This window comes from Cupriavidus sp. BIC8F (assembly GCF_032465815.1).
Lineage (GTDB): Bacteria > Pseudomonadota > Gammaproteobacteria > Burkholderiales > Burkholderiaceae > Cupriavidus > Cupriavidus necator.
This window is the reverse complement of record NZ_CP136095.1, coordinates 29,064-50,290: the sequence shown is the minus strand read 5'-3', so window position 1 is coordinate 50,290 and position 21,227 is coordinate 29,064. Positions and strand designations below refer to the sequence as shown.

At 67.1% G+C, this 21,227-nt stretch carries 19 protein-coding genes; 13 read left to right on the top strand and 6 right to left on the bottom strand.

Annotated elements, in window-relative coordinates; all coding sequences use genetic code 11:
* Nucleotides 1–15 precede the first annotated feature (15 nt).
* The 4 genes from RS901_RS20430 to RS901_RS20415 all read left to right on the top strand — a co-directional run bounded on the left by RS901_RS20430 (nucleotide 16) and on the right by RS901_RS20415 (nucleotide 4,621).
* Complete coding sequence (locus RS901_RS20430; RefSeq protein ID WP_316155226.1) at nucleotides 16–1,032, top strand: 4-hydroxythreonine-4-phosphate dehydrogenase PdxA; 1,017 nt, start codon at nucleotides 16–18, stop codon at nucleotides 1,030–1,032.
* Between the two features lie 90 nt (nucleotides 1,033–1,122).
* Entirely contained in the window at nucleotides 1,123–2,298 is a 1,176-nt protein-coding gene (locus RS901_RS20425; RefSeq protein ID WP_316155224.1) for an L-rhamnonate dehydratase, read from the top strand.
* Between the two features lie 74 nt (nucleotides 2,299–2,372).
* The gene (locus RS901_RS20420; protein WP_316155223.1) at nucleotides 2,373–3,686 is read left to right on the top strand and encodes an MFS transporter; all 1,314 of its coding nucleotides are present in this window, start codon (nucleotides 2,373–2,375) and stop codon (nucleotides 3,684–3,686) included.
* Complete coding sequence (locus tag RS901_RS20415) at nucleotides 3,683–4,621, top strand: amidohydrolase family protein (RefSeq protein ID WP_316155222.1); 939 nt, start codon at nucleotides 3,683–3,685, stop codon at nucleotides 4,619–4,621. The genes RS901_RS20420 and RS901_RS20415 overlap by 4 nt, the downstream gene beginning before the upstream one ends.
* Here RS901_RS20415 and RS901_RS20410 read toward each other — a convergent pair.
* On the bottom strand, nucleotides 4,612–5,589 hold the full coding sequence (locus tag RS901_RS20410; protein WP_316155220.1) for a LysR substrate-binding domain-containing protein: 978 nt from the start codon (nucleotides 5,587–5,589) through the stop codon (nucleotides 4,612–4,614). The two genes, RS901_RS20415 and RS901_RS20410, sit on opposite strands and share 10 nt — an antisense overlap.
* Nucleotides 5,590–5,800: 211 nt before the next feature.
* On the opposite strand from RS901_RS20410, the gene RS901_RS20405 reads away from it, so the two are divergent.
* Nucleotides 5,801–7,546 (top strand): IlvD/Edd family dehydratase, encoded by a 1,746-nt coding sequence (locus RS901_RS20405; protein WP_316155218.1) that lies wholly within the window; start codon nucleotides 5,801–5,803, stop codon nucleotides 7,544–7,546.
* Nucleotides 7,547–7,613: 67 nt separating this feature from the next.
* Nucleotides 7,614–8,957, top strand: coding sequence for an MFS transporter (locus RS901_RS20400; protein ID WP_410054211.1), 1,344 nt, complete (start codon nucleotides 7,614–7,616; stop codon nucleotides 8,955–8,957).
* A 24-nt stretch (nucleotides 8,958–8,981) separates the two neighbouring features.
* Here the strand turns inward: RS901_RS20400 and RS901_RS20395 are convergent, their stop codons facing one another.
* Entirely contained in the window at nucleotides 8,982–9,218 is a 237-nt protein-coding gene (locus tag RS901_RS20395) for a hypothetical protein (RefSeq protein WP_316155216.1), read from the bottom strand.
* 182 nt (nucleotides 9,219–9,400) lie between these two features.
* Here RS901_RS20395 and RS901_RS20390 point away from each other — a divergent pair, with 182 nt between their 5' ends.
* Complete coding sequence (locus RS901_RS20390; protein WP_316155214.1) at nucleotides 9,401–9,946, top strand: GNAT family N-acetyltransferase; 546 nt, start codon at nucleotides 9,401–9,403, stop codon at nucleotides 9,944–9,946.
* A 41-nt stretch (nucleotides 9,947–9,987) separates the two neighbouring features.
* On the top strand, nucleotides 9,988–11,136 hold the full coding sequence (locus RS901_RS20385; RefSeq protein ID WP_316155212.1) for a hypothetical protein: 1,149 nt from the start codon (nucleotides 9,988–9,990) through the stop codon (nucleotides 11,134–11,136).
* 105 nt (nucleotides 11,137–11,241) lie between these two features.
* Here the strand turns inward: RS901_RS20385 and RS901_RS20380 are convergent, their stop codons facing one another.
* Nucleotides 11,242–11,469 (bottom strand): hypothetical protein, encoded by a 228-nt coding sequence (locus RS901_RS20380; RefSeq protein ID WP_013951924.1) that lies wholly within the window; start codon nucleotides 11,467–11,469, stop codon nucleotides 11,242–11,244.
* Nucleotides 11,470–11,808: 339 nt separating this feature from the next.
* Between RS901_RS20380 and RS901_RS20375 the strand changes: the two genes are divergently transcribed.
* On the top strand, nucleotides 11,809–12,357 hold the full coding sequence (locus RS901_RS20375) for a PadR family transcriptional regulator (protein WP_316155209.1): 549 nt from the start codon (nucleotides 11,809–11,811) through the stop codon (nucleotides 12,355–12,357).
* Between the two features lie 54 nt (nucleotides 12,358–12,411).
* Here RS901_RS20375 and RS901_RS20370 read toward each other — a convergent pair whose 3' ends face one another.
* A complete protein-coding gene (locus RS901_RS20370; RefSeq protein ID WP_114135614.1) occupies nucleotides 12,412–13,407 on the bottom strand; it encodes an NAD(P)H-dependent flavin oxidoreductase in 996 nt (331 codons plus the stop codon).
* Between the two features lie 61 nt (nucleotides 13,408–13,468).
* On the bottom strand, nucleotides 13,469–13,903 hold the full coding sequence (locus RS901_RS20365; RefSeq protein ID WP_316155206.1) for a nuclear transport factor 2 family protein: 435 nt from the start codon (nucleotides 13,901–13,903) through the stop codon (nucleotides 13,469–13,471).
* 223 nt (nucleotides 13,904–14,126) lie between these two features.
* Between RS901_RS20365 and RS901_RS20360 the strand changes: the two genes are divergently transcribed.
* Nucleotides 14,127–15,149: a tyrosine-type recombinase/integrase gene (locus tag RS901_RS20360; protein WP_316155204.1), complete on the top strand. Its 1,023-nt coding sequence runs from the start codon at nucleotides 14,127–14,129 to the stop codon at nucleotides 15,147–15,149.
* Between the two features lie 159 nt (nucleotides 15,150–15,308).
* Complete coding sequence (gene galE, locus RS901_RS20355; protein WP_316155202.1) at nucleotides 15,309–16,328, top strand: UDP-glucose 4-epimerase GalE; 1,020 nt, start codon at nucleotides 15,309–15,311, stop codon at nucleotides 16,326–16,328.
* Between the two features lie 110 nt (nucleotides 16,329–16,438).
* Here galE and RS901_RS20350 read toward each other — a convergent pair whose 3' ends face one another.
* On the bottom strand, nucleotides 16,439–16,747 hold the full coding sequence (locus RS901_RS20350; protein ID WP_316157370.1) for an H-NS histone family protein: 309 nt from the start codon (nucleotides 16,745–16,747) through the stop codon (nucleotides 16,439–16,441).
* Nucleotides 16,748–17,286: 539 nt separating this feature from the next.
* Between RS901_RS20350 and RS901_RS20345 the strand changes: the two genes are divergently transcribed.
* Entirely contained in the window at nucleotides 17,287–19,035 is a 1,749-nt protein-coding gene (locus RS901_RS20345; protein WP_316155200.1) for a methyl-accepting chemotaxis protein, read from the top strand.
* 114 nt (nucleotides 19,036–19,149) lie between these two features.
* Nucleotides 19,150–21,117 carry a putative bifunctional diguanylate cyclase/phosphodiesterase gene (locus tag RS901_RS20340; protein WP_316155198.1) on the top strand — a complete coding sequence of 656 codons (1,968 nt, stop codon included), beginning with the start codon at nucleotides 19,150–19,152 and terminating at the stop codon, nucleotides 21,115–21,117.
* The last annotated feature ends 110 nt before the right edge of the window (nucleotides 21,118–21,227 follow it).

Below are 21,227 nucleotides of genomic sequence, written 5' to 3'. Positions count from 1 at the left end.
CTACCCGGAAGTCCAATGAATTCCCGTCCAAGAATCGCCATGGTGCTGGGCGACCCCGCCGGCATCGGCCCCGAACTGATCGCCAGGCTGCTGGCCGACCCCGAGACCGCCGCGCAGGCCGAGATCCTGCTGATCGCCGACCGCGACGAATGGCGCCACGGCATGCGGATCGCAGGCGTCGAGCTGGCGCTGGCCGAGACCGATGCGCCCGCGTTTGCCGATGATGGCAAGCCGCGCCTGTACCACTGGCAGCTGCCGGAGCGCCCGGCGTATGCGCGCGGCGAAGCCAGTGCCGAGGGCGGGCGCTACAGCCTGGGCACGCTGGCGCTGGCGCTGCAGCTGGCGCAAGCGGGCCAGGCCGACGCGATCCTGTTCGGGCCGCTTAACAAGAGCTCGCTGCACGCCGCCGGCATGGCGCACAGCGATGAGCTGCACTGGTTTGCCGAGCAGCTTGGCTACCACGGCAACTTCTGCGAGTTCAATGTTCTGGACGGGCTGTGGACCTCGCGCGTGACCTCGCACGTGGCGCTCAAGGACGTGCCGGCGATGATCACGCCGGAACGCGTGGGCGGCGCCATCGACCTGATCGACCACGCCCTGCGCCGCGCCGGCATGGTGCGCCCGCGCATCGCGGTGTGCGGCCTGAACCCGCACAACGGCGACAACGGCGCCTTCGGCCGCGAAGAGATCGACGTGATCGCCCCGACCGTGGCCGCGGCGCGTGAGCGCGGCGTGGCGGCCGACGGTCCGTTCCCGGCCGACACCATCTTCCTGAAGGTGCTGGGCGGGCCGTCGCAGCGGCAGTTCGATGCCGTCGTCACCATGTACCACGACCAGGGCCAGATCGGCATCAAGCTGATGGGCTTCTCGCGCGGCGTGACGGTGCAGGGCGGGCTGCCGGTGCCGATCACCACGCCCGCGCACGGCACCGCGTTCGACATCACGCAGCAGGGCCGCGCCGATCCGGGCGCCACGCTGCAGGCATTCCAGATCGCCTGCCGCATGGGTGCGCAGCGGCGCGCCGCGCCCTAGCCACCACCTTCACCACACCAAATCCAGCAAGACCGCCCCCGGTGCGGCCGGGGAGCGTTCGCGCCAACACATCGCCATCAGGAGCTGAACATGAAGATCACCAACGTCCGCGCCCGCGTCTTTGAATGGAAGGGCAAGACCGTGCCGCCGCAGGCGCATTTCTGCACCAACGCCACCGACATCCTCTTTGAGCGCGGCGACGCCATGGGCTCGTTCCGCTTCCATGGCTGGCTGGTGGTGGAAGTGGAAACCGATACGGGCCTGGTCGGCATCGGCAACTGCGCGCTGGCGCCGCGCGTGGCCAAGGAGATCGTCGACCAGTACCTGGCACCGGTGGTGATCGGCCAGGATCCGTTCGACAACGAATACCTGTGGCAGAAGATGTACCGCCGCACCCATGCGTGGGGCCGCAAGGGCATCGGCATGGCGGCAATCTCCGCAGTCGATATCGCGCTGTGGGACCTGATGGGCAAGGCGGTCGGCAAGCCCGTGTTCAAGCTGCTGGGCGGGCGCACCAAGGAGAAGATCTGGTGCTACGCCTCCAAGCTCTACAACAATGACGACCGCGACACTTTCCTGGCCGAGGCGCAGGGCTATCTCGACCAGGGCTTTACCGCGATGAAGATGCGCTTCGGCTACGGCCCCAAGGACGGCCCCGCCGGCATGCAGAAGAACATCGAGCAGGTGCGCCTGCTGCGCGAGCTGGTCGGCGACGGCGTCGACATCATGCTGGAGTGCTACATGGGCTGGACCCTGGAGTACGCGCGCCGCATGCTGCCGCGCCTGGCAGAGTTCAACCCGCGCTGGCTGGAAGAGCCGGTGATCGCCGACGATATCGAAGGCTATGCCGAGCTGAAGAAGGCGAGCCCGTTCCCGATCTCCGGCGGTGAACATGAATTTACCTCTTACGGCTTCAAGGACCTGCTGGAGCGCCGCGCGGTGGACGTGATCCAGTACGACACCAACCGCGTCGGCGGCATCACCGCGGCGCAGAAGATCAACGCCATGGCCGAGGCCTGGTCGGTGCCGGTGATCCCGCACGCCGGGCAGATGCATAACTACCACCTGACCATGGCCTCGACCGCTTCGCCGATGTCGGAGTACTTCCCGGTGCACGACGTGGAGGTGGGCAATGAGTTGTTCTACTACATCTTCAAGGGCGATCCGGCGCCGGACAACGGCTACCTGCAGCTCGACGACAACCTGCCTGGGCTGGGCCTGGAGCTGAATGAGGAATACTTCAGCCAGTTCAACATCATCGGCTAACGCACCAGCCTACGCGGCAGCGCGGAAGATACCGCGCGCCGCTTGTCCCACCGACACCGAGGACAGGAGACACCATGACGACATCCGCCACTCCCGAGGCCGCGGCCTCGCCACCAGCGGCCATTGCAAGCGCCGAGGCACCGAGCCGGGTGCGCTGGCGCATCTTTGCCGTGGTGTTCGTGCTGGTGGTGATGAACCTGCTCGATCGCATTTCGCTGTCGATCGCCATGCCAACCATCGGCACGGAGTTTGGCCTGTCGCCGACGATGCAGGGGCTGGTGCTGAGCAGCTTCTTCTGGTCGTATGCGCTGCTGCAGGTGCCGGGCGGCTGGCTGATCGACCGCTTCGGGCCGCGCAAGGTCATCACCGGTTCCACCGCGCTGTGGGGCGCGTTCCAGGCGCTGGCGGCGTTTGCCACCGGCGGCATCTCGCTGATGGCGACGCGCATGGCGCTGGGTGCGGCGGAGGCGCCGCTGTTCCCGGCCGGCGCCAAGCTCAATGCGCTGTGGCTGTCCTCGGGCGAACGCAGCCGTGGTGCGGTGCTGGTCGACGCGGGAAGTCCGCTCGGTGCGGCCATCGGCGGCATCGTGATTTCCTACCTGATCGTCGCGTTTGGTTCGTGGCGGACTGCGTTCTTTATCGCGGGCGCGGTGACCGTGGTGATGAGCTGGGTGTCGTGGCGCTACCTGCGTGACCAACCTTCACAGCATCCGGGCGTCAATGATGGCGAGCTTGCGCATATCCGCGCCACCGCGGGCAATGCGGCCGCTGCGGCGCAAGACAGGCGCATCGCGCCACGCTCATGGTGCGGCCTTACCATCGGCCGCGCCTGCTGGGCGATGGTGTTCTTCGGCCTGCTGACGTGGGGCCCTAACTACCTGGCGCATGCGCGCGGCTTCGACCTGAAGCAGATCGGCATGGCCATGTTCTTCATCTTCTTGTCCGGTGCGGTGGGGTCGCTCGCCAGCGGCTTCGGCGCCGACGCGCTGATGCGCCGGCTGCCGCGCGCACTGGTGCTCAAGGGCATGCTGACCGTCTCAGGGTTGGTGATCTGCGCGGTATTCCTGCTGTTGCCGCGCATCGACGATCCGGTCGAGGCCGTGGTGCTGCTGTGCCTGGCCGCGTTCATCACCATGTGGGGCAGCCTTTACTGGAGCCTGCCGGCAATCCTGGCGCCCGCCCACCACGTCGGCATCGTTGGTGCCACCATGAACTTCGCCGGGAGCCTCGGCGGCATCGTGGTGCCGATTCTGGTCGGGCTGATCCTGCAGCATCTGGGCAGCTACCAGACCGTGCTGCACTTCTTTGCGGGCTGCGCGGTGGTGTTCGTTGCCTGCACGTTGCTGATCGATCTTGGCAGCGGCAAACTAAACAAGGAGCCGCGGTGAACGCATCCACGCGCTACGACGGCCCCATCGTCGACGCCCACCACCATTTCTGGGATCCGGTCACGAACTATCATCCGTGGCTGTCCGACCCCGGCCTGATCCCATTCCGCTACGGCGATTACAGCGCGCTGAAGCGCCGCTACTACCCGGCGGACTACTTTGCCGACGCGGGCGGGCATGACGTGCGCAAGACCGTCTACGTCGAAACGGAATGGGATCCGCGCGATCCGGTCGGTGAGACCGCGTTTATCTCGCGCGTGGCCGCCGAACACGGCGCGCCGCATGCGGTGGTGGCGCAGGCGTGGTTGCATCACGATGACGCGGCCGACGTGCTAGCGCGGCAAGCGGAATTTCCGCTGGTTCGCAGCGTGCGGCACAAGCCGGGCGGCGCGCCCGATGCGCAGTCGGCAGCGCGCAGGCCAAGCCTGATGGAAGACGAGCGCTGGCGCCGCGGCTTTGCCGAGCTCGGGCGCCATGGGCTGCATTTCGACCTGCAGGTGCCGTGGTGGCATGCGCAGGAAGCGGTGCGGCTGGCGCGAGATTTCCCGGCGACGACGATCATCCTCAACCACGCGGGCCTGCCTGCGGATCGCAGCCCTGCAGCGCTTGCTGCATGGGAAGACGCGATGGCGATGCTGGCGGAATGCCCGAACGTCGTCATCAAGGTTTCGGGGCTGGGACAGGCCGGCCAGCCGTGGACGGCGGCGGCCAACGCGCCGATCGTGCTGGTCTGCATCCGACTGTTCTCACCCGCGCGCGTGATGTTCGCCAGCAATTTCCCGGTCGACGGCCTGTGCGCCAGCTTCGACCAGATCTTCAGCGGCTTCAAGGTGATCACCGCCGGTTTTACGCCGGCCGAGCAGCGCGCGATGTTCCACGACAACGCCCGCCGAATCTACGGCCTCGCAGCCGATACTGCAGTGCCTCAGGGCTGAGCGCCGTAGATCCGCTGCGCACTCTCGCGCAGCGCGTCGGCCACCAGCAGCGCGCCCGGCGACATCAGCCGGTCGGTCGGCGTGATCAGGCCGAAATCGTCCATATGGCAGGGCATCTCCATCGGCAGGATCTCCACCATGCCGAACGCGGCGTAATACTGCGCCACATCGGCGGTCAGTACCGCAATCATGTCCGATTGCGTCACCATGCGCGTCAGGAACAGCAGCGCGGCGGTCTCCACCACGTTGACCGGCGGCGCCAGGCTGGCGCGCTGGAACATCAGCTCGAAGCGGTGGCGCAGCACCGTGCCCGCCGGCGGGATCAGCCACGGGGCCTCGGTGGTGTCGGCCAGCGACAGGCCCTGCGCCGACAGCATCGGGTGGCCCGGCCTGACCACTGCGCACACCGGCTCTTCCGACATCGGCTCATAGCGCAGCCGCCCCTTGTCGTGCTCCGGAAAGAGCCGCGCCACTACCATGTCCAGCTTTTCCTGCCCCAGGCGGTCGAGCAGCACGTTGCTGTGGTCGATCTCCACCGACACGCGCAGGCCCGGGTAGCGCGCCTTGATCTGCGCGATCGCCGGCGGCAGCAGCCGCACGCCTGGCGACGTGATGGCGCCGATCGCCACATGGCCGAGCCGCCCCGCCTTCAACGCCAGCACCTCTTCACGCGCCTGGTTCAGGCTGCCGATCACCGCGCGCGCATGCCGGATCATCGCCCGTCCGTAGTCGGTCGGCGCCATGCCGCGCGGCAGGCGCTCGAACAGCGGCACCGACAACATCTCTTCCAGTTCCCGCAGCAGTTTCGACGCGGCCGGCTGCGTCATCGCCAGCCGCTCGGCGGCGCGATGGATGCTGCCTTCGTCGGCGACCGCCAGCAGCAGCAACAATTGCCGGGTCTTGAGGCGGATGTGGCTTTGCCAGAGCGGCGCGGCGTCGGGGGCAGGGGAATTGGTGGGGGCTTGCATAAGGACTAGGGTTAATACCAATGCCGGGATTGATATGGCAATGGCCGAACTCTTCATTAGTATCATATGGGCAAGCTGCATACACTCCGTCCGACAAAAGAAAAACGACCGGAGACAGCGTGGCGCCGCGCCGCCATGACGCAACGCTGCTGGATCCGTCGTCCCTGCCATTCCGGCCGCCAGCCATGGCGGCCATCGCATCAGGAACAACATGTCGGATTCCAAGGACAAGCAACGCAAGCCGCTGCGCTCGACGGCGTGGTTCGGCAGCGCGGACAAGAACGGCTTCATGTACCGCAGCTGGATGAAGAACCAGGGCATCCCCGACCACGCCTTCGACGGGCGCCCCGTGATCGGCATCTGCAATACGTGGTCGGAGCTGACCCCTTGCAACGCGCACTTCCGCAAGCTGGCCGAGCACGTCAAGCGCGGCGTGTATGAAGCCGGCGGCTTTCCGGTCGAATTTCCGGTTTTTTCCAACGGCGAGTCCAACCTGCGCCCGACTGCGATGCTGACGCGCAACCTGGCTGCGATGGATGTCGAGGAAGCCATCCGCGGCAACCCCATCGATGCGGTGGTGCTGCTGACCGGCTGCGACAAGACCACGCCCGCGCTGCTGATGGGCGCGGCCAGTTGCGATGTGCCGGCCATCGTCGTCACCGGCGGGCCGATGCTCAATGGCAAGCTCGACGGCAAGGACATCGGCTCGGGCACCGCGGTGTGGCAGCTGCATGAATCGCTCAAGGCGGGCGAGATCAACCTGCACCAGTTCCTGTCGGCAGAGGCCGGCATGTCGCGCTCAGCCGGCACCTGCAACACCATGGGCACGGCTTCGACCATGGCCTGCATGGCCGAGGCACTGGGGACTTCGCTGCCGCACAATGCCGCGATTCCCGCGGTGGACTCGCGCCGCTACGTGCTGGCCCACATGTCCGGCATCCGCATCGTCGAGATGGCGCGCGAGGACCTGACGCTCTCCAGGATCTTGACGCGCCAGGCCTTCGAGAACGCGATCCGCGTCAATGCCGCGATCGGCGGCTCCACCAACGCTGTGATCCACCTGAAGGCCATCGCGGGCCGCATTGGTGTGCCGCTGGAGCTGGAAGACTGGAGCAAGGTGGGGCGCGACACGCCGACCATTGTCGACCTGATGCCGTCGGGCCGCTTCCTGATGGAAGAGTTCTATTACGCGGGCGGCCTGCCGGCGGTGCTGCGCCGCATGGGCGAGGCCGGCCTGCTGCCGCACCCCGGGGCGCTGACCGTGAACGGCAAGGCGATCTGGGACAACGTCAGGGACGCGCCGATCACCAACGATGAAGTGATCCGCCCGCTGGAGCAGCCGCTGATCCGCGACGGCAGCATCCGCATCCTGCGCGGCAACCTGTCGCCGCGCGGCGCCGTGCTCAAGCCGTCGGCGGCCACGCCGAAGCTGCTGCGCCATCGCGGTCGCGCGGTGGTGTTCGAGAACCTGGAACACTACAAGGAACGCATCGTCGATGAAGCGCTCGACGTCGACGAGAATTCGGTGCTGGTGCTCAAACGCTGCGGACCGCGCGGCTACCCTGGCATGGCCGAGGTGGGCAACATGGGCCTGCCGCCCAAGCTGCTGCGCCGGGGCGTCAAGGATATGGTGCGCATCTCCGATGCGCGCATGAGCGGCACCGCCTACGGCACCGTGGTGCTGCACGTGGCGCCTGAGGCCGCCGCCGGCGGGCCGCTGGCCATCGTGCGCGACGGCGACTGGATCGAACTCGACTGCGAGGCCGGGCGCCTGCACCTGGATATCGACGAGGCCGAGTTCGCGCGCCGCATGGCCGACGTGCAGCCGCTGGAAGCCCCGGCCGACGGCGGCTATCGCAAGCTCTACGTCAACCACGTACTGCAGGCGGACGAGGGCTGCGACCTCGACTTCCTGGTGGGCTGCCGCGGCCGCGAGGTGCCGCGCCACTCGCACTGAACCACGGCGCCGGCTGCCGCCGCGCAGCCGGCGCGATCCTGCCTGCCACAATAAGAGGAGACTTGCCATGCATGGCACCCAGACCGCGCCGATGGAGCGCGCCGCCCCGACACAGGGTGAAGATTCACAAGCGATAGAGGAAAGCCGCATCATCGGCATGCTGGTGCGGCGGCTGATCCCGTTCCTTGCGCTGATCTACGTGGTCGCGTATATCGACCGTTCGGTGGTGGGTTTCGCCAAGCTGCATATGAACGCGGCCATCGGCATCAGCGATGCGGCCTACGGCCTGGGCGCGGGCCTGTTCTTTGTCGGCTACTTCCTGTGCGAAGTGCCGAGCAATCTGGCGCTGGAGCGCTTTGGCGCGCGCCGCTGGTTCGCGCGCATCCTGCTCACGTGGGGCGTCATTACCATGGCGATGGCGCTGACCAGCGGCCCCTACAGCTTCTATGCGCTGCGCTTCCTGCTGGGCGCGGCCGAGGCGGGCCTCTACCCGGGCATCCTTTACTTCCTCACCAAGTGGTTCCCGATGCGGCACCGCGCGCGCATCATCGGTCTGCTGGTGCTGGCGCAGCCGATCGCACTGATCATCACGGGTCCGCTGGCAGGGCTGGTGCTGTCCACGCATGGGCTGTTCGGCATGAACAACTGGCAGACGCTGTTCGTGCTGAGCGGCCTGCCCGCGGTGCTGCTGTGCCTGCCGACGCTGAAGCTGCTGCCGGAGTCGCCGGCCAGCGCCGCGTGGCTGGCGCCGGGCGACCGCGCCTGGATCGAGCGTGAGCTGGCTGCCGACCAGGCCGCCTATGCGCTGAACTCCCATGGCAATCCGCTGCAGGCGCTCAAGGACAAGCGCGTGCTGCTGCTGTCGCTGCTGTTCCTGCCATTCCCGCTGAGCATCTACGGACTGTCGCTGTGGCTGCCGACCATCATCAAGCAGTTCGGCGTCACCGATGTGATGACCGGGATGCTGTCGGCCGTGCCCTACCTGTTCGCCGTGGTCGGGCTTTACCTGGTGCCGCGCCATTCGGACCGCAAGCGCGAGCGCTACGGTCATATCGTGGTGGTGTCCGGCATGGCCGCGGTGACCATGGCGCTGAGCGCATGGGTGCAGTCGCCGGTGCTGCAGTTCCTGTTCATCTGCCTGACTGCGTTCTCGATCTATTCGATCCAGGCGGTGGTGTGGGCGCTGCCGGGCGAGTTCCTGACCGGTGCCAGCGCCGCGGTGGGCATCGCTACGATCAATTCGCTGGCCAATCTGGGCGGCTACTTCGGGCCGTATGGCATCGGCGTGATCAAGGACGCCACCGGCAGCCTCGCTGCCGGCCTGTACTTCCTGGCGGTGATGCTGCTGTTTGCGGTGCTGATGGCCTTCGTGGTGCGCGCCGCGCTGCGGCCTGCGGCCGTGCGGGCCTGAGAGGGCATGGCGGCCTGAGAATCCTCAGGGCCGCCTCTTTTTCCACTCGTAGTCGGGCGGCGGATCCGCCGCCCCGGCTCGTCCCACCGAGTTGGGATTCTCCGAGCACAGGGTGACAAAGCTCACCGGCTCGCCCGCGTGCTGGCGCTGGCGCAGCGCCTCGGTGAAGTGCAGCGCCTCGCGCATGGCGTCGCTGGGGAATGACTGCGCGCGGGGACTGAGTCCGGTGCCGTCGGCTTCGGACCAGTAGACCATGTACATGGGGCTTCCTCTTCGTTGTGCCGGGTCACGTGCCGGGTGCTGCATCCTGCGATCCCGGCATGCCAATTGCAATCCCTGCATCGGGATTTTGCAAGCCTGGGCATGCCGCAGGCACAATGGGCACTTCCCGATGCCTCGCCGGGTGTGTGGCGAGCCCGGCCTTCTGATTCGTGCCACCTGTCATGTCCGATCTTGCGCTGATCCCCGCCACTGCTGCCGATGCCGAACGGCTTGCCGCCATGCACGCCGCCAGCTGGCAGCACACCTATCCCGGCATCCTGCCAGCCGCCTACCTGCAGGAGCAGGCCTTCCCGGAACGGCTGGCGGCCTGGCGCGCCCGCATGCTCGACGGCGCCGACGGCCCGGCGGAAGTCACGCTGGCCATGGTCGACGGCGAAGCCGCCGGCTTTGCCTGCCTGCTGCCTGATGCAGAGCCGCAGTTCGGCATCTATCTCGACAACCTCCACGTCCTGCCCGCCTTTCACGGCCATGGCCTGGGAAAGCGCTTGTTGGCCCATTGCGCGCAACGCGTGGCCGGGCACTGGCCCGGCCGGCCGCTGTTCCTCTATGTGCTGGAAGACAATACGCAGGCGCGCGAGTTCTACCGGCGGCTGGGCGGTGAGGAATCCGACGTGTTTCAAGACGATTTCCCCGGCCCTGGCCTCAGGGTCATGGTCCGTCGCGTGACCTGGCCGGACGTGGCAGCGCTGGTCAGGCGCCTGGGATGACCAGCGGCGAGCCCGGCCAAGGCCAACTGGAGACCTCATCCATGCTTAAAACGTTCGCTCCAATCCTGTCAGCGAAGCCGGCCGTGCGCCTGGCCGGCGCGACCATCGCCTTGGCCGCGCTGACCGGCTGCGCCGGTGCTCCTCCGGCCCCCTCCGCAACCAGCAAGCCAGCCGAGGCGGCGGCCAAGGCAGCATCGGCCGGGCCGCACTGGCAACGGCTGCACCTGGGCACGGGCGCAGGCTATGACTTCCCGGTCTATGCCAGCCATCGTCTCGATGGCGACCTGTCGCGCATCCGCGAGGTGGTGTTCGTGCAGCACGGCCTGCAGCGCAACGGCGATGACTACTACGCCGCCGGCGCTGCACTGCTCAAGGCCAGCGGCCGCAATCCGGACGAGGTGCTGCTGGTCGCGCCCAACTTCCCCGGCACGCCTGACCACGGCAAGGGCTTCGACGGCATGCCGCAATGGTCGGTGCAGGGCTGGATGAGTGGCGAGAACGCGGTCAACACGCCGTTCACGGTCAGTTCACTGCAGGTCCTCGATGACCTGATGGCCTACGTCACCGACAAGGCGCGCCTGCCGCAGGTGGCCAGGGTGACCGTGGCCGGGCATTCGGGCGGTGCGCAGATCGTGCATCGCTATGCCGTGCTGAACAATGTCGACGAGCGCATCCGCGCGCGCGGCATCGACCTGCGCTATGTGGTGGCCAACCCCTCGTCCTACCTGTACTTCACGCCGGTGCGCCCGGCCGGCGCGGACGGCCGCTCGCTTGCGCCTTACGACAAGGCGGTGTGCCCGGATTACGACAAGTACCGCTATGGCATGCAGGACATCGTGCCCTACGCAAAGGGAGCCAATGGCCTGTCGCTGTACCAGCGCTACGCCGGGCGCCAGGTGACCTACCTGGCCGGCACGGAAGACAACGACCCCAACCACCGCGTACTCGACAAAGCGTGCGGCGCTGAGGCCGAAGGTCCCACGCGCCTGCAGCGGGCCCGTGGCTACTTGCGCTATGAACGCTACCTGGCCAGCCCCGGGCTGGTGATCCGCCACCAGGCCTATGAAGTGGTGGGTGTGGGCCACGACCAGGCGCGCATGTTCGGCTCGCAATGCGGCGCCAGGGCGGTGTTCGGCATGGCGGAATCAGCCAACCCGGACGGCGCGGCCTGCCGCGCGCCGCAGCTCTGATTCCGCCGGTCAAGAAAAAACCCGCGAAATTCGCGGGTTCAAGTTCCTGCCCGTTCAGGAACGGGCTCGGAGGAGACAACCACAGGGAAATGGTTACTTGCCTGGTCAGCCCAGGCTGAATTTGACAACCTGTTCTTCGACGCCGACAAAGCGCACCAGCTGGCGCAGCCCGCTGGCGTATTCCTTGATATGGTGCCCGTCCGGCGTATCGGGCAGGCGGTAGTAAATGGGCGCCTTGTCGCGCATGGGCGGCAGGATGCCGAACGGGAGCTCGCCGGCGTCGGCTTCCCAGGCCACGTCGCGCTCTTCGGCAAGCAGGATTCTTCCGGTCATGGACACACTCCAGGATTGCTGCAAGGTGCGGCCGGGGGCGGATATGCGCTCGCACTGGATTTCAATGTATGGAATGTATTGCATCAAGCGCAGAAATGCCATTCAACGTTTTTTAATTCTGTCTGCTATGAAATTTCAAAAATGACAAATTTAACTAATGTATGGCATCTGCTGGCGACGCCGATGACGACCTCGCTGAGGGTGCTGCGCAAGGCCGGCATTGCGATACCATAGCGCCAGCCCGGCGAAGTGCGGCTACCGGCGCGTTCCGGTTCCGGGTCTGCCGCACCCGCTTCCAATCATTTTTCATCGCCCCCCGACGGGCCACTGCCCAGACGCATGTCGACCCAGCACGCCTTGTTGATTTCCCTGATCGAGAAACCGTCGTCCGGTTATGACCTGGCGCGGCGCTTTGACCGTTCCATCGGCTATTTCTGGCATGCCACGCACCAGCAGATTTATCGCGAGCTGGGACGGATGGCCGAGAGTGGCTGGATTGCCGCGGATGAAGCCGAGGCAGCGGAAGGCGAGACCGGTGCCGGCGATCGCAAGAACCGCAAGAAGGTCTATCGGGTGTTGCCGGCCGGCCGTGACGAACTGGCACGCTGGGTGCTGACCCCCGGCGCCAGCCTGGACCAGCGCGAGGAAATCCTGGTCAAGCTGCGTGCCGATGCGGTGATCGGGCCGCTTGGCCTGGGTGACGAAATGCGGCGGCTGATCGCGCTGCACCGGGCCCGGCTGGAGACTTACCTTGCCATCGAGCGGCGCGATTTCTCGGCGCCGGACATGGACCGCGCGCAACAGTTGCGCTATGCGCTGCTGCAGCGCGGCATCCGCTTCGAGCAGGACTGGGTGGCCTGGGGCGAGGAACTGCTGCCAATGCTGTAGCCGCGCCCCGCACGGGCGGCGGCTACAGCCTGCCAGGCCAGCTGACTGGCAGCGTCAGGCCAGATCGACGGCACGCGTGCCGGCCTGCCTGGCTTCGCCCAAGCCCAGCCGGCGGCGTGCCAGCGCATATTCCTCGGCAAAGCGGCGCACCAGCTCGCCCGCGGGCACCACGCGCTTGATTGCGCCCACGCCCTGGCCGGCGCCCCAGATGTCCTTCCACGCCTTGACGCTGGTGGAGCCGAAATTCATCTTCGACGGATCCGATTCGGGCAGCGCGTTCGGGTCCAGGCCGGCGCGCTCGATGCTGCCGCGCAGGTAGTTGCCGTGCACGCCGGTGAACAGGTTGGAGTAGACGATGTCGTTGGCGGTGCTGTCGACGATCATCTGCTTGTAGCCGTCCTGCGCGTTGGCTTCCTGCGTGGCGATAAAGGCCGAGCCGATATAGGCCAGGTCGGCGCCGGCGGCCTGCGCGGCCAGGATGGCGTCGCCACTGGAGATCGAGCCCGACAGCAGCAGCGGGCCGTCGAACCATTCGCGGATCTCGTGCAGCAGCGCGAACGGCGACAGCGTGCCGGCATGGCCGCCGGCACCAGCGGCAACCGCGACCAGTCCGTCCGCGCCCTTCTCGATGGCCTTGCGCGCGAAGGTGTTGTTGATCACGTCGTGCAGCACGATGCCGCCGTACGAGTGCACTGCGTCGTTGACTTCCTTGCGCGCGCCCAGCGAGGTGATCACGATCGGCACCTTGTAGCGCACGCACAGCTCCAGATCATGTTCAAGCCGGTCGTTGGACTTGTGCACGATCTGGTTGACGGCGAACGGCGCCGACGGGCGGTCCGGGTGTTTGGCGTCGTGTTCGGCCAGCTCGGTGGTGATGCGGTCCAGCCATTCTTCCAGCTTGGGTGCCGGGCGCGCATTCAGCGCGGGGAACGAGCCCACCACGCCGGCCTTGCACTGGGCGATGACCAGGTCGGGGTTGGAGATGATGAACAGCGGCGAGCAGACCACCGGCAGCGACAGCCGGTTCTGGAGTTGGGCGGGAAGGGCCATGGGTGAAGTCTCCTGGGTAATCCGGTAAAACGAAAAAGCGGTGCTGCGAAACAGGGTTGCGTCAGGCCGCGCCGGTCAGCGTGTCCTTCTGGCTGGCCAGGCGCGCGCCCATGGCGGCGGCCAGCGCCTCCAGGCCCGAGCGCGGGCGCACCATGACTTCGAACTCGGCAATGCGGCCGGCGTCGTCGAAGCGGATCATGTCGATGCCCTTGAGCGCCTTGCCGTCCACGGCCGCGCTGAATTCCAGCACCACGCTGTGGCCGTCCTCGCTGACAAAGCTGCGGTGATAGCGGAAGTCCTGGAACACCTGGTTCACCGTGGTCAGCACCAGCCCAATCGCGGCGCGGCCGGGATAGGGGGTGTGCGCGACCGGCGAGCGGAACACCACCTCATCGGCCACGATGGCGTCGAGCCCGGCCATCGAACCGCTGGCCAGCATCTGGTGCCAGGCTTCAAGTGAGGCCTGTGCGGCGGGAATCAGGTTGGTGGTGGTCACGTCGGTCTCCTTGGCTGGCGTCGGTGCGCGGGCGTCTCGTTTGACGGGGTATGACTGCAGGGTTTATGCAACCAGTTGCATAGTGGAGGGAAAGGTAGCATGCGCCGGGGCACTGTGCAAGCGATGCGGGGCCAACGGTGCCGGCACCCCCGCCGCGCAGTGACGGGTTGTCTACAATAGGCGGGATCCCAACCCCGCACGCCGGCCCCCGGCAGGAGAGTCAGTGACCACTAAGCCCTCCGCTGCCCATCCTGAACAGGCGGCCTTGTTCGATGCCGACCTGGCCGCCTGGCGTGACCATCCGGAGCGCGCGTTCGACGGCTGGCTGGCACGGCATGGCTTCCGGCACGGCACCAGCGTGGTGTACCGCGCCATGTGGGGCAAGCTGCTGCGCTGGTCGGCCGAGCGCGGGCTGCCGCCGCTGAGCTGGTCGGCGGAACAGATCGGTGAGTTCCTGGACGCGCAGCAGCTGCACAAATCGCACCGCTATCGCTATACGCGGCTGATCGAGCGGGTGTTCCATCACCTGGCGCGGCTGCGCGAGGGCATGCACAACCCGGCCAGCCAGGCGGTGCGCGCCCATCTGGCCGAGGGCGAAAACGATCCCACCGCCTTCCTGCTGCCGGGCGAGCGCGACCTGCTGGTGGCGCGGATACTCGGCCCGGCCGGCATGCCGGCCGGCGACACGCATACCGCGGCATCGCCCACCCAATGGAAGCGTGCGCGCGATGCGGCCCTGCTGGCGGTGCTGCTCGGCGGCGGCCTGAAGGTAGGCGAAGCCCGGGCGCTGCGGGTCGATGCCATCGAAGCTGGCGCACCCGGCCGGATGGCGCTGCGCATGGTCCGCGCGGACAACGGCCGGGCCTATACCGTGCCGCTGTTCAGCCTGGCCCATGCGCCGCTGCGGGCCTGGCTGGCATTGCGCGAAGCCTCCGGCACGCTTGGCGGCCTGGTGTTTCCCGCCATGCCGTCGGGGCGGCCGATGCATGCCGCCTCGGTCTACCGGCGCGTGGAGATCCTGCTGGACGAGGCCGGTGTACTGGCCGGCCGCAGCGAACGCGCGTCGCCGCAGACGCTGCGCAATACCTGCGCCGCCATGCATTTCGAGGCCGGCACGGCGCCGGCCGAGGTAGCGCAATGCCTGGGCATGCGCGACCTGGAGTCCGGCTGGCGGCTGCGCGCCGCCTATGAAGCCTGGCAGGCGCGGGCAGGGCTGGTGGCGGAAGCGCCGGCGAGCCGCGCCTAGCATTGCCCGCGCGCTGGGCCGGCTGCCCTGGGCGCAACGGCAGATCGTGGATAATAAGCAGCTTAACCGGCTTACGCGGTTGAAAGTGTCGTTTGCGACACTTTTTGAATCCGCCAGGCCAAGTCCCGGCCCTGAATCGAATTCCGACGCCTATTTTCCATGCCTGAAACCTTGCTTCTGACCGGTGCCACCGGCTATATCGCCTCGCATACCTGGGTTGCGCTGCTCAATGCCGGCTACCACGTGATCGGTCTGGATAATCTGTGCAACAGCAGCCCGGTGGTGCTGGAGCGGCTCGCCACCATTACCGGCAAGGCCCCGCATTTTGTGCAGGGCGACGTGCGCGACCGCGCGTTGCTGGACCGGCTCTTTGCCGAACACCGCATCAGCGGGGTGATTCATTTTGCCGCGCTCAAGGCAGTGGGCGAATCCGTGAGCCAGCCGCTGGAGTATTACAGCAACAACCTGGGTGGGCTGCTGACGGTATGCGCGGCAATGGGCGCGGCCGGGGTGAAACAGCTGGTGTTCAGTTCTTCGGCCACGGTTTATGGCAATCCGCATGCGGTGCCGATCCTGGAGGATTTCCCGCTGTCGGCCACCAATCCGTATGGGCAGACCAAGCTGATGGGCGAGCAAATCCTGCGCGACCTGGAAACATCGGATCCGGACTGGCGCATTGCCTACCTGCGTTATTTCAATCCGGTCGGCGCGCATGAAAGCGGGCTGATCGGCGAGGATCCGCGCGGTATTCCGAACAACCTGATGCCTTATGTGGCCCAGGTGGCCGGCGGGCGCCGTGAAAAGCTGATGGTATTCGGCGGCGACTACCCGACGCCGGACGGCACCGGCGTGCGCGACTATATCCACGTCTGCGACCTGGCCGACGGCCACCTGGCGGCGCTGGGTTACCTGCGCGCGCAGGGCAGGAGCATGACCGTGAACCTGGGCACGGGCCGCGGTTACAGCGTGCTGGAAGTGGTGCAGGCCTACCAGCGTGCCAGCGGCAAGCCGGTGCCGCATGACATCGTGGCGCGGCGCCCGGGAGACATCGCTTCGTGCTACGCCGATCCCGCGCTGGCCAACCAGCTGCTGGGCTGGCGCGCGCGCCATGACATCGACCGCATGTGCCAGGACTCATGGCGCTGGCAGTCGATGAATCCGCAGGGGTTTGACGCCTGACGGCCGGGGCAGGCGGTGCCGTGGTGTTGCGCAGGCGCCGCGGCAGGCCAGAAAACAAAAACGCCACGGATCAATTCCGTGGCGTTTTGCCATCTGCCGGATCGCGTGTTTCAGCGGATCAGGAAGTCTTCAACTGCCTTGCCCTGGGCCAGGGCCTGGGTCAGCCAGCCCGGGCGCTTGCCGCGGCCGGTCCAGGTATTGCCGGCGCTGTCGCGATAGCGTACCGGCACCTTGCGGTTGACTGCCTTCTTGCCGGCCGGCACCTTTGGGCCAAAACCCAGGTCTTCCGCGGTCAGGCCATATTGCTCGATTTTCTCGCGAATATCCGCGATCACCGTGGCTTGTTCGCGTGCCTTGATTTCCTCGGCCTGCTTCTGCAGTTCACTGATTTTCTGAACGATTTCCTGATACGTCGCCATTGGATCCTCGGTTTCCGGTGGAGTGGAATGCGGTGGGTGCGTGCGGGGGGTGAAAATGCTGGAAACAATTATAACGGGGTAGTCGCCCGCTGCAAATCCTGCGGTACTAATCGGATGCTGTTTTTGCGAAAATTCTTGGCGCCGATAATTGTGTGAACTTTCGGTGTCGTGGTCTGTCGCCGGCATTTCCGTCGTCGTCGGTGTTGCTCGGCTGCAGTTCCGGCCGCAGTTCCGGCTTCAGGCCCGCAAATGGTGCGGCCGTGCGCAAACCAGCCCGGCAGCAGCCAGCCGCCAAAAATCAAATCGCCATAATCGGCCGTGGCAAATTGGCAAAGGCGTTTGCGGCGATCGCGCGCAACCCACGTGGCGTATATCCGACACGCCGGTTATCACCGATTAATTGCGCCCGCCACCGGCGCGGCGGCTCAAGTACGAGAAGGCGGCGCCGTTATCCGGGCAGGGCGGATCATCTGGGCGTCGATCCTGCCGGAACGGGGCCAGGGGTGTGCCCCGCGGGTTGCCACAGTCTTCTTTCATTCATGTCCTTCCACAACAATATCCAGATCAAGACCCTGCTGCGGGGCACCATGGGAATGCTGTCGCTGCTGTTGTTGCTGGTCGGCGGTGCCGGCCTGCACGGTATTTCTCAAAGCAATGATGCCCTCGGGGAGACTTATGCCAACCAGCTCGGCTCCACCGTCGCGCTCAGTGAGGCGATGCAGGCCACCACGCGTATGCGCCTGGCGCTGGACCGCAACGTGATGCAGGGCGAGCAGGACGATCCCAAGGTTCACGTGGACCGCTCCAGGGTGTTTGTTGAGGCTTCGGAGGCTGCCTGGAAGCGCTATATGAGCCTGCCGCAGAATCCTGAGGAAAAGGCGCTCGCCGCGGAACTGGGCAAGCAGCGCCAGGTGTTCATGGAGCAGGGCGTGCTGCCGCTGCAGGCGGCCTCGCTGGCGGGCAACCAGGAAGAGGCCCTGCGGCTGGCGAAGAAGGTGCTGCCTGACCTGCAGCGCAGCATGTCGGGCGTGCACGAGAAGCTGCAGAAATTCCAGATGACTGCCGGGCAGGCCAACTTCGATGCTGCGCAGGCCAGCTTTGCGCGTATCCGCATGCTGTCGGTCGTGCTGATCGTGCTGGGCCTGGCGGTCGCCGTGCTGTGCACGGTCACGCTGAACCGCGCTATCGTCACGCCGGTGGAAGAGGCGCTGGCTGTGTTCGAGCGCATCGCCCGCGGCGACCTGACCTCGCGCATCGCCAGCGCCTCGAAGAACGAGATCGGCCGCATGATGCAGGCGCTGGCCGCGATGCAGGCCAGCCTGTCGGGCATCGTTGCCGAAGTGCGCACCGGCGCCGATTCGATGGCATCGGCCACGCAGCAGATTTCCACCGGCAACCTGGACCTGTCGCAGCGCACCGAGGAGCAGGCCTCGTCGCTGGAGCAGACCGCCGCCAGCATGGAAGAGCTGACCACGGTGGTGCGACAGAATGCCGACAACGCGCGCCAGGCTGGCGTGCTGGCCAACGAGGCCTCGCAGATCGCGCTCAAGGGCGGCGACGTGGTCGGCCGCGTGGTCGACACCATGAACGAGATCAACGGCGCCTCGCGCAAGGTGGTCGAGATCATCAGCGTGATCGAGGGCATTGCCTTCCAGACCAACATCCTCGCGCTGAACGCCGCGGTGGAAGCCGCGCGCGCCGGCGAGCAGGGCCGCGGCTTTGCCGTGGTCGCGGGCGAGGTGCGCAGCCTGGCGCAGCGCTCGGCTTCGGCCGCCAAGGAGATCGAGGCGCTGATCGGCGAGTCGGGCCAGCGCGTGGAGAGCGGCACCCGGCTGGTGGCCGAAGCCGGACAGACCATGGGCGAGATCGTCCAGGCCGTGCGCCGCGTGACGGACATCATGAACGAGATCGGCGCCGCGTCGCAGGAACAGACCAGCGGCATCGAGCAGGTCAACCAGGCGGTGACCCAGATGGACGAGGTGACGCAGCAGAATGCCGCGCTAGTGGAAGAGGCCGCCGCCGCAGCCGGAGCGCTGGAAGAACAGGCGCAGAAGCTCAAGAACGTGGTCTCGGTGTTCAACCTTGGCACGGGTATGGGAGTGGGCGCAGGCGCGGCCGCGGCGGCTGTCGCTGGCCGCACCACACGCACCATGTCGGTGCGACCGGCGGCAGCCGCGGCGCCGCGTGCCGCTGGTGCCCGCCCGGCCGCGGCGCTGCCGGCAAGCCGTCCGGCGGCGAGGCCCGCGCTGGCCGTTGCCGGGGCCGATGATGACTGGAGCGCGTTCTAGACCATATGTCCCCACCATTGCCTTGTTCACACGGCGACCGCAAGATGCCATGATGCGGGGTTTGCCCCGCGTCCTGACCTTCTTCGCGCATTCTCTTCATCATCGCGCAGCCTAATGATTGCCCTGAGTTCCGTCCTGTTGCTGCTGGCTGCCCTGCTGGGCGTGGCCGCCGCCCTCGGCGTTCGTGCCGGGCGCGCGGACCAGTCAGCCGGTGGCCGCTCGCTGCGCACGCTGACCTGGTCGGCGGCACTGTTGTCGCAGCTGAGCGTAAGCCTGCCCGTGCTGGTGGTGATGCTGTCGGGCAGCGTGCCGGCGGCCAACGACACGGCGCAGATGGCGGCCAGCTTCGCCGCCGCCGCGGCAGCCACCGCGGCTGCCAAGCTGCTGGTGCAGTGGCTGCGCCAGGGTACGAGGCTGTGGCGTGGTGCGGCGATCATGGCGGTCGTCGCTGGCGCCGGGCTGGTGGCGGCGGCCGGCACGCACCTGGGCCGCGCCTGTGGCGCGGGCTCGGTCTCGGCGCGCGCCTGCATCGATGCCGCCGGCCTGCCGCACCCCGCCTGGCTGGCGGGCGGGCTGACCGCGTTGTGCGCGCTGATGTTCGCCGTCCACCGCATGCAGTCGCGTGGCTTGCTGCCGGCGCACCATGAAGCCGGCCTGGCCGATGAACTGGCGGACGAGGCGCACGGCCTGCCGCGCGGGCACGAGCCCCGGCTGGCGCGGCGCGGCGCGCGCATTCCCGGCCGCCCCGGCCGTCTTACCGTGCGTGCCGCCGCGCGCGGGCAGGGCACGGTGGGCGAGTACAGCGTGGCAACGACGATGCCTGACCGCGTCGCCTTCGGCCGCTGGCTGGACCAGGCGATCGCGCAGGCGCGGCTGGCCGAGACCGGCTGCGCCGTGTTGCTGATCCATATTGCCGACTACCGCGAGGTCGACGAGGTCTTCGAGATCCGCGCCGACGATATCCTGGCCCAGGACGCCGGCGCGCTGGCGCAGGCCGTGCTGGAGCCGCATGACTTCCTGGCCCGGCTGGCGCGCGACGAGTTTGCCGTGGGCGTGCCGGAGCTGGTCCATCACGGCCGCGCGCAGGAACTGGGCTCGCGCATGCTCGGCTCGCTGGCCGAGTTCATCGCCGCGCGCGGCTTGCAGATGCAGATCGGCGTGAACATCGGCATTGCCATCTATCCGCGCGATGCGCAGACCTCAGAGGCGCTGATGCAGGCCGCGCGCGTCAGCCTGGCCGAGGCCCGCCAGAGCGGCTCGAACCAGGTGCGCCTGTTCAACAGCGCCGCCGGCGAACGCGCGCGCCGCACCCGCGTGATCCGGCGCGACCTGTGGCTGGCGATCCAGGACGACGCACTGTCGCTGCAGTTCCAGCCCAAGTACGATGCGCGCCGGCGCACGCTGGTGGGGGCGGAAGCGCTATGCCGCTGGCGCCATCCCGCGCTGGGCCAGGTGAGCCCGGCTGAGTTCATCACCGTGGCCGAGCAGTCGGGCCAGATCGACAAGCTCGACGACTGGGTCCTGACCAGCGTCTGCCGCCAGGTGCGCCAGTGGCGGGACGCCGGCGTGCCCACGGTGCCGGTGGCGATCAATGTCTCGGGTCTGCGCTTTGCCAGCCGCAATTTCCCGCAATACCTGCTCGAGCAGATCCACCAGCACGACATCCCGCCCTCGGCGATCACGCTGGAGATCACCGAGACCGCGGCGATGAAGGACATCGGCAAGTCACTGGAAACGCTGGCTGAACTGCAGTCGCTCGGCATCCAGGTGGCGCTGGACGATTTCGGCAGTGGCTATTCCAGCCTGGGCTATCTCAAGCGCCTGCGCGTGGGCACGCTCAAGATCGACCGCACTCTGATCGGCGGGCTCGACACCGATGCGCAGGGCCGCGCCATCGTCGGCTCGATGGTGGCACTGGCGCATGAATTGCGCATGAAGGTGGTGGCCGAGGGCGTTGAATCGGCATCGCAGCTGGAAATCCTCAATGAGATGGGGTGCGACGAGGTGCAGGGGTACCTGCTGTCGTTGCCGCTGGACGCTGCAGGCTTTGCGGAGGCTTTGCGCGAGCAGGCGGGGGTCTGACTGATTGGGTTCTTGGCCTTTGGCAATGCGGTTGGTTGTCGTGCTTGACGGGCGTGGTCTGTTTCGCCGGCGTAGCCGGCGAGTCACTTCTTGTCCAAGCGACAAGAAGT

Bases quoted from the DNA above. Each gene is read 5' to 3' on its own strand.
- RS901_RS20375 (WP_316155209.1), top strand. From the start codon at position 11,809: ATGTCGACCCAGCACGCCTTGTTGATTTCCCTGATCGAGAAACCGTCG.
- RS901_RS20380 (WP_013951924.1), bottom strand. From the start codon at position 11,469: ATGACCGGAAGAATCCTGCTTGCCGAAGAGCGCGACGTGGCCTGGGAA.
- RS901_RS20405 (WP_316155218.1), top strand. From the start codon at position 5,801: ATGTCGGATTCCAAGGACAAGCAACGCAAGCCGCTGCGCTCGACGGCG.
- RS901_RS20420 (WP_316155223.1), top strand. From the start codon at position 2,373: ATGACGACATCCGCCACTCCCGAGGCCGCGGCCTCGCCACCAGCGGCC.
- RS901_RS20410 (WP_316155220.1), bottom strand. From the start codon at position 5,589: ATGCAAGCCCCCACCAATTCCCCTGCCCCCGACGCCGCGCCGCTCTGG.
- RS901_RS20350 (WP_316157370.1), bottom strand. From the start codon at position 16,747: ATGGCGACGTATCAGGAAATCGTTCAGAAAATCAGTGAACTGCAGAAG.
- RS901_RS20345 (WP_316155200.1), top strand. From the start codon at position 17,287: ATGTCCTTCCACAACAATATCCAGATCAAGACCCTGCTGCGGGGCACC.
- RS901_RS20385 (WP_316155212.1), top strand. From the start codon at position 9,988: ATGCTTAAAACGTTCGCTCCAATCCTGTCAGCGAAGCCGGCCGTGCGC.
- RS901_RS20395 (WP_316155216.1), bottom strand. From the start codon at position 9,218: ATGTACATGGTCTACTGGTCCGAAGCCGACGGCACCGGACTCAGTCCC.
- RS901_RS20340 (WP_316155198.1), top strand. From the start codon at position 19,150: ATGATTGCCCTGAGTTCCGTCCTGTTGCTGCTGGCTGCCCTGCTGGGC.
- RS901_RS20400 (WP_410054211.1), top strand. From the start codon at position 7,614: ATGCATGGCACCCAGACCGCGCCGATGGAGCGCGCCGCCCCGACACAG.
- RS901_RS20430 (WP_316155226.1), top strand. From the start codon at position 16: ATGAATTCCCGTCCAAGAATCGCCATGGTGCTGGGCGACCCCGCCGGC.
- RS901_RS20425 (WP_316155224.1), top strand. From the start codon at position 1,123: ATGAAGATCACCAACGTCCGCGCCCGCGTCTTTGAATGGAAGGGCAAG.
- RS901_RS20390 (WP_316155214.1), top strand. From the start codon at position 9,401: ATGTCCGATCTTGCGCTGATCCCCGCCACTGCTGCCGATGCCGAACGG.
- galE (WP_316155202.1), top strand. From the start codon at position 15,309: ATGCCTGAAACCTTGCTTCTGACCGGTGCCACCGGCTATATCGCCTCG.
- RS901_RS20370 (WP_114135614.1), bottom strand. From the start codon at position 13,407: ATGGCCCTTCCCGCCCAACTCCAGAACCGGCTGTCGCTGCCGGTGGTC.